The sequence below is a fragment of the Heyndrickxia coagulans DSM 1 = ATCC 7050 genome (assembly GCF_000290615.1).
Classification (GTDB): Bacteria; Bacillota; Bacilli; order Bacillales; family Bacillaceae_C; genus Weizmannia; species Weizmannia coagulans.
Genome location: NZ_ALAS01000273.1, coordinates 23,765 through 30,218, shown reverse-complemented (window position 1 = coordinate 30,218; position 6,454 = coordinate 23,765). Strand labels below are relative to the sequence as shown.

Sequence of the window (6,454 nt, the reverse complement as noted above, 5' to 3'; positions counted from 1 at the left end):
TCTAATTATTTAAATTATTACATATTTAGCCGCATTTTTGGGGGGGAATAGTTAAATTATCACGAAAAATTTTTACTCCTCAGAGCTGACTCCTTCATTTAAAATGCGCCATTTTCATTGATTGACATCTATCTACAATTTTCTGTTATCTTTATGTTCCTAAAAAATTTCATTTTCCCCGAACCATGGCGAACAGCAATGCCCCCGGAAATCCAGAAGCATTGCTGCTCTGTATCAAGGATTCACAGGCAGCTTCCAGCAGCCATACTATTATAATTTTAACTTACTTGCATAAAAATTGTCCAATTCTACTGAAACCATGCCCCTGGTAATATCTATCAAAGGCGCCGGGGATCCGGCATGCATTCTGTTTTCCATTTTGTCTTGCCGGGCGGGCCGTATAGTATAATAAAAAAGCACTACGAGAGTCTAAGTCATCGCAGTGCTTTTTAGTAAATGGCCCGGGACGGAATCGAACCGCCGACACAAGGATTTTCAGTCCTTTGCTCTACCGACTGAGCTACCGGGCCTGAACCGGGAACAAATATGTATAAGTAAAATGGCGGTCCCGACGGGAATCGAACCCGCGATCTCCTGCGTGACAGGCAGGCGTGATAACCGCTACACCACGGGACCATTGTGCATTTTGTAACAACAGAAGTAATGTTATCATATCTATCATCCATTTTGCAACACATTTCTACAAATTTTTTAAGCTAACGGGTATGGAAATTTCAGCAAACGTTCATTTTTAAGCATGGCAGCCGCAACGTGTGCCACTTTAAAATAAAATAAAAACGGCGAGAAACCCCTTTTATGAGATCACGCCGTTTTTCCGTTCTATTGGACATTCCGGGATAAAAACCGCTTTTTGTGGTGCCTGCCCGGCGTCCCTTTTTCATCGTTTTTTTCCACGTGGTTCCAGGTACGTTTCCGCCGCCGCTTTATCCGGCAGCCCAAAATCAATTCATCTGGGCTTTCCATCATACCCGCCAGACACTTTGGACCACAATCGTCTGCAGGCGGTCCGGGCCGACGGAAAACATGGAAAGGGGAACACCGGTCAGCTGGGAAATGCGCTCCAGATAATGGCGGGCATTTTCCGGGAGATCATCAAGAGAACGGCAGCCGGTTATATCTTCCGTCCAGCCCGGCAGTTCTTCGTAAACCGGTTCGCATTCGGCCAGCACTTTTAAGCTGGCCGGAAACGCTTCAAGCACTTTCCCTTTATAGCGGTAGGCGACACAAATTTTCAACGTTTCAATGCCGGTCAGTACATCGAGCAGGTTTACGGACAAGTCTGTCAGGCCGCTCACCCGGCGCGCATGGCGGACGACAACACTGTCGAACCAGCCGACACGGCGCGCTCTTCCTGTCGTTGTGCCGTATTCATGGCCGGTTTCGCGGATCCGGTCGCCGGTTTCATCCAGAAGCTCTGTCGGGAACGGACCATCGCCGACACGTGTTGTATAAGCCTTGGCAATGCCGACAACATGGTTGATTTTCGACGGGCCGACACCGGAACCGATTGTCACGCCGCCGGCAATCGGGTTGGATGATGTGACGAACGGATAAGTCCCCTGGTCAATATCGAGCATGACTCCTTGCGCCCCTTCAAAAAGGACGCGTTTGCCCGCATCAAGCGCATCGTTTAAAACAACTGACGTATCGCAGACATATTGTTTAAAGCGCTGGCCATATTCGTAATAAGGCTCCAAAATTTCTTCCAGCGTAAAGCCTTCCGTTTCATATATTTTTTCAAACAGCCGGTTTTTTTCCTCAAGATTGCGCGCCAGTTTTTCTTTAAATTCTTCGTAATCAAGCAGATCGGCTATCCGGATGCCGGTCCTTGCTGCTTTATCCATATACGCCGGGCCGATCCCTTTTTTCGTCGTGCCGATTTTATTGCTGCCTTTCCGCTCTTCTTCTGCACCGTCCAACTTGATATGGTAAGGCAGAATAACGTGCGCCCGGTTGGAGATGCGCAAGTTATCCGTTGAAATGCCCCGTCCGTTCAGGTATTCCAGTTCTTCGACGAGCGCCTTTGGATCGACAACAACCCCGTTTCCGATGACACAAATTTTGTCTTTATAAAAAATCCCTGATGGAATCAAATGCAATTTATATGTTTTCCCATTAAAACGGATGGTATGGCCCGCGTTATTCCCGCCCTGATAGCGGGACACCACTTCCGCATTTTCAGAGAGGAAGTCGGTAATTTTTCCCTTTCCTTCGTCCCCCCATTGTGTACCTACCACGACCACTGACGACATTGAGTGCACCTCCGCATATTTTACAAATCATGATTTCCACCCACCATTTTACCAGCTTAAACCGCCATCAGTCAATGTAAATCCGAACATTTATATATTTTTTCAGCGTTTTTATTCGTAAACGGCACAAAAAAAGAAGCCTTTCCCTGGAAAGGAAAGGCTTCATGCGGATACTTGCTATGCCGGAACAGGCGCATCGTCAAACCGCCGTTCCAGGTTTACAAATTTATTGTACTCTTTTACAAAAGCAAGCTGGACGGTGCCGACCGGGCCGTTCCGCTGCTTCGCAATAATGATTTCAATGATATTTTTATTTTCCGTGTCCTGTTCATAATAGTCTTCCCTGTACAAAAAAGCCACGATATCGGCATCCTGTTCGATGCTTCCCGATTCACGGATATCACTCATCATCGGCCGCTTATCCTGGCGCTGTTCCACGCTCCGTGAAAGCTGGGAAAGGGCAATGACCGGCACTTCAAGTTCCCGGGCCAGCGCCTTCAGCGATCTTGAAATCTCGGAAACTTCCTGCTGCCGGTTTTCACGGGAGTGGGCGCTTCCCTGAATCAACTGCAAATAGTCGATGACCACCATGCCAAGCCCGTGCTCCTGCTTTAGGCGGCGGCATTTCGAGCGGATTTCCGTTACCCTTACCCCCGGTGTATCATCAATATAGATGCCGGAATTGGAAAGGCTTCCCATTGCCATCGTCAGTTTCCGCCAGTCTTCGTCCGTCAGCGCCCCGGTCCGGAGCCGCTGGGCATCAATATTGCCCTCCGCGCACAGCATCCGCATGACAAGCTGCTCAGCACCCATTTCAAGGCTGAAGATCGCCACATTTTCCCCTGTCTTTGTGCCGACATTTTGCGCGATATTGAGGGCAAAAGCCGTTTTCCCGACAGACGGGCGCGCCGCCACGATGATCAAGTCATTGCGCTGGAAACCGGCCGTCATCCGGTCAAGTTCGTAAAACCCTGTCGGTATCCCTGTGACGTCGCCTTTCCGGTTATGGAGCATTTCGATGTTATCGTATGTGCTGACAAGGACATCTTTAATATGTTTAAAATCACCGGCATTTTTGCGCTGGGCCACTTCCATAATGCTGCGTTCGGCTTCATCCAGCAGTTCATCGACGTCGTCTTCCCGCGTATAGCCTTCCTGGGCAATATGGGTGGCCGTCCGGATCAGGCGCCTGAGCAAAGCTTTCTCAGCCACAATTCCGGCATAATAAGCAATATTGGCCGCTGTCGGAACGCTTGCGGCCAGTTCGCTCAAATAAGAGAGGCCGCCTGCGTCTTCAAGCTGCCGGGTGGCTGATAATTCTTCCGCCACTGTTACAAGGTCGACTGCCTTGCCGGCATCATTCAGCTTCGCAAACACCTGGAAAATTTTTTGATGGGCATTCCGGTAAAAATCGTCTGCCGTCAAAATTTCCGAAGCCGTTATAAATGCAGAAGGCTCCAAAAAAATGGCACCAAGCACTGCCTGTTCCGCCTCTATATTCTGGGGGGGAATTCGGTCTTGCAATTCATTCATTTTGAATCCTCCATTTTATCCTGAATCATCCGGTTCCGGCACCAAAACGAAGCATGCCGGGGAGAATGGCAGTTTAACCGGTAACCCGTTTGCCGTAAAAGAACCGCATACTCATTTCAAATAGAAAAAATGTGATCACGATAAAATGGACCACATTTTTCTGCACGTACTATTATTTTAACACGCGGGAAGCAAAAAGAAAGCTGGTAAAATCCGTTTCTATTCGGAAACGTGGACATTGAGCACTGCCGTTACATCATGGTGCAATTTGACTGGCACTTTCGTATAACCCAAAGTGCGGATCGCATCCGGCAGTTCTATTTTTCTTTTATCCACTTGGATCTGGAAGCTTTTTTTCAGTTCTTCGGAGATTTGCTTGCTTGTAATCGAGCCGAACAGGCGCCCGTCCTGGCCCGATTTGGCTTTGATTTCAACCGTGATGTTTTCAAGTTTCTCTTTTAGTTTTTTGGCTTCTTCCAGTTCTTCCTGCGCCAGTTTTTCTTCTTTCCGTTTTTGAGCTTCCATGTTTTTCAGATTGGCAGGCGTGGCTTCTATTGCCGCCCCGGTTTTGAACAAATAATTGTGGGCATAACCGTCCGCCACGTTTTTAATGTCTCCTTTTTTTCCTTTGCCTTTTACGTCTTTTAGGAATATAACTTTCATGATTCCTGGCTCCCTTCCATATACTCTTCTATTACTTGGATGAGCTTTTCTTCCGCCTCATCAACCGTTATATTTTTCAGCTGGGCGGCCGCATTGGAAAGGTGCCCGCCGCCGTCCAGCGCTTCCATAATGATTTGCACATTGACGCTTCCAAGCGACCTTGCGCTGATCCCCACTTCATTCTCGCTGCGCCGCCCGACGACAAAAGAAGCATCGACGCCGTTCATCGTTAAAATCGTATCGGCAGCCTGCGCAATTAAAACAGGGGAATAAATGGTATCATTTTTCCCTTTTGCCACCGCAATGCCGTTTAGCGGAAATTTAACGGTTTCTACAAGCCGGGCGCGCTGGATATACGAACGCAAATCTTCTTTTAAAAATTTTTGCACAAGCACCGTGTCGGCGCCCTGGGCACGGAGATAGGATGCTGCATCAAACGTGCGCGAGCCTGTCCGCAATGTAAAACTTTTTGTATCCACTATTATACCAGCAAGCAGGGCCGTTGCTTCAAGCATATTGATTTTGCCGGTTTTCGGCTGGTATTCCATCAATTCGGTTACAAGTTCGGATGTCGAGGAGGCGTACGGTTCCATATAGACAAGCAGCGGATTTTTAATAAAGTCTTCCCCGCGGCGGTGATGGTCAATAACCACGACATTTTCAATCCGCCTGACGATCCGTTCATCGATAACAAGGGAAGGCTTGTGCGTATCAACAACTACAAGCAATGTATCATCCGTTGCCATTTCAAGCGCCTCATCCGGTGTAATGAAGCGGGCATACAAATCCGGATACTGTTTGATCTCCTCAAGCAGCCGCTTGACGCTTGTGTCCGTTTCACTCGGATTTAAAATAATATAGCCGTCTTTTTGGTTGATTTCCGCCACTTTCCGGATGCCGACAGCAGCACCAACAGCATCCATATCCGGAAATTTGTGGCCCAGGATCATCACCTTATCCCTTTCCATCATGAGTTCCCGCAATGCATGGGAAATCACGCGGGCCCGGACTCTTGTCCGCTTTTCAACCGGGTTTGTTTTGCCGCCGTAAAATTTCACTTTTCCGTTCGCCTGCCGGATGGCAACCTGGTCGCCGCCGCGCCCAAGGGCAATGTCAAGGCTCGACTGGGCAAGCTCCCCCAGTTCGGGAAGGGACGGGACACCTGCGCCAACCCCGATGCTCAAAGTCAGCGCCACGTTTTGCTTCGCTGTGGCCTCCCTGACTTCATCAAGAATCGAGAATTTATTGTCTTCCAATTCATGCAAAATCCGTTCATTGAATACCGCAATAAATTTATCAGACGAAATCCGTTTAAAAAACAGGCCGAACTCCATTGTCCATTTGTTTAAAATGGAGGTCACGAGGCTGTTCAGGTTGCTGACAGACTGGTCGTCCATGCCTTGTGTCACTTCATCATAATTGTCCAAATAAATAATGGCAATCACGGTCCGTTCGTCTTCATACAGCTGCTCGACTTCAGCCTGCTCCGTAATGTCGAAAAAATAAAGCAGCCGCTCTTCCAGTTTCAGGACGACCCGGTACTTCCTTTCATTTAAACTGATCGTCTCGGAATGCATTTCCTGCTTAATCAGCGGCAATAGCACTTCCGCTACATCGTAAAGGGAACGCCCGACAAGCGTATCTTCATTAAAGCAGGAGGCCATGAACGGGTTTGTCCATTCTATGATGTAATCTTCATTGTACAGCATTATCCCGATCGGCATTTCCAGCAGTGCTTCTTCACCGACGCGCTTGACCCGGTAGGAAAGATTGGAAATATAGCGTTCAATTTCTTCGTTCGACCGCTGTTCTACGTAAAATGCGCAGTAGAATAACGCCCCGAGCACAACAATGCCGGCTGCCGTTATCCACCAGTGGTAAAAGAAAATAATGCCGAGCAGGATTAAAGATACTGCAATTAAGCCGTATAACGGATAGCGCATTAACCGTTTATTGTAGTAAGAAGGCATACCTTCAGCTCCTAT

At 48.2% G+C, this 6,454-nt stretch carries 4 protein-coding genes and 2 tRNA genes; all 6 read right to left on the bottom strand.

The genetic code is table 11. The features are described from left to right. Positions 1-457: 457 nt before the first annotated feature. A tRNA-Phe gene (locus IC21_RS14595) sits at positions 458-530 on the bottom strand. A 30-nt stretch (positions 531-560) separates the two neighbouring features. After that, positions 561-636: transfer RNA gene (locus tag IC21_RS14590), tRNA-Asp, on the bottom strand. Positions 637-983: 347 nt separating this feature from the next. Continuing rightward, on the bottom strand, positions 984-2,273 hold the full coding sequence (locus IC21_RS14585) for an adenylosuccinate synthase (protein WP_029142099.1): 1,290 nt from the start codon (positions 2,271-2,273) through the stop codon (positions 984-986). A gap of 177 nt (positions 2,274-2,450) precedes the next feature. Further along, a complete protein-coding gene (gene dnaB, locus IC21_RS14580) occupies positions 2,451-3,806 on the bottom strand; it encodes a replicative DNA helicase (protein WP_013860879.1) in 1,356 nt (451 codons plus the stop codon). Positions 3,807-4,025: 219 nt separating this feature from the next. Next, positions 4,026-4,469 (bottom strand): 50S ribosomal protein L9, encoded by a 444-nt coding sequence (gene rplI, locus IC21_RS14575; protein WP_013860880.1) that lies wholly within the window; start codon positions 4,467-4,469, stop codon positions 4,026-4,028. Next, positions 4,466-6,439, bottom strand: a complete 1,974-nt coding sequence (locus IC21_RS14570; protein ID WP_029142100.1) for a DHH family phosphoesterase — start codon at positions 6,437-6,439, stop codon at positions 4,466-4,468. Before IC21_RS14570 ends, rplI begins: the two co-directional genes overlap by 4 nt. Between the last annotated feature and the right edge of the window lie 15 nt (positions 6,440-6,454).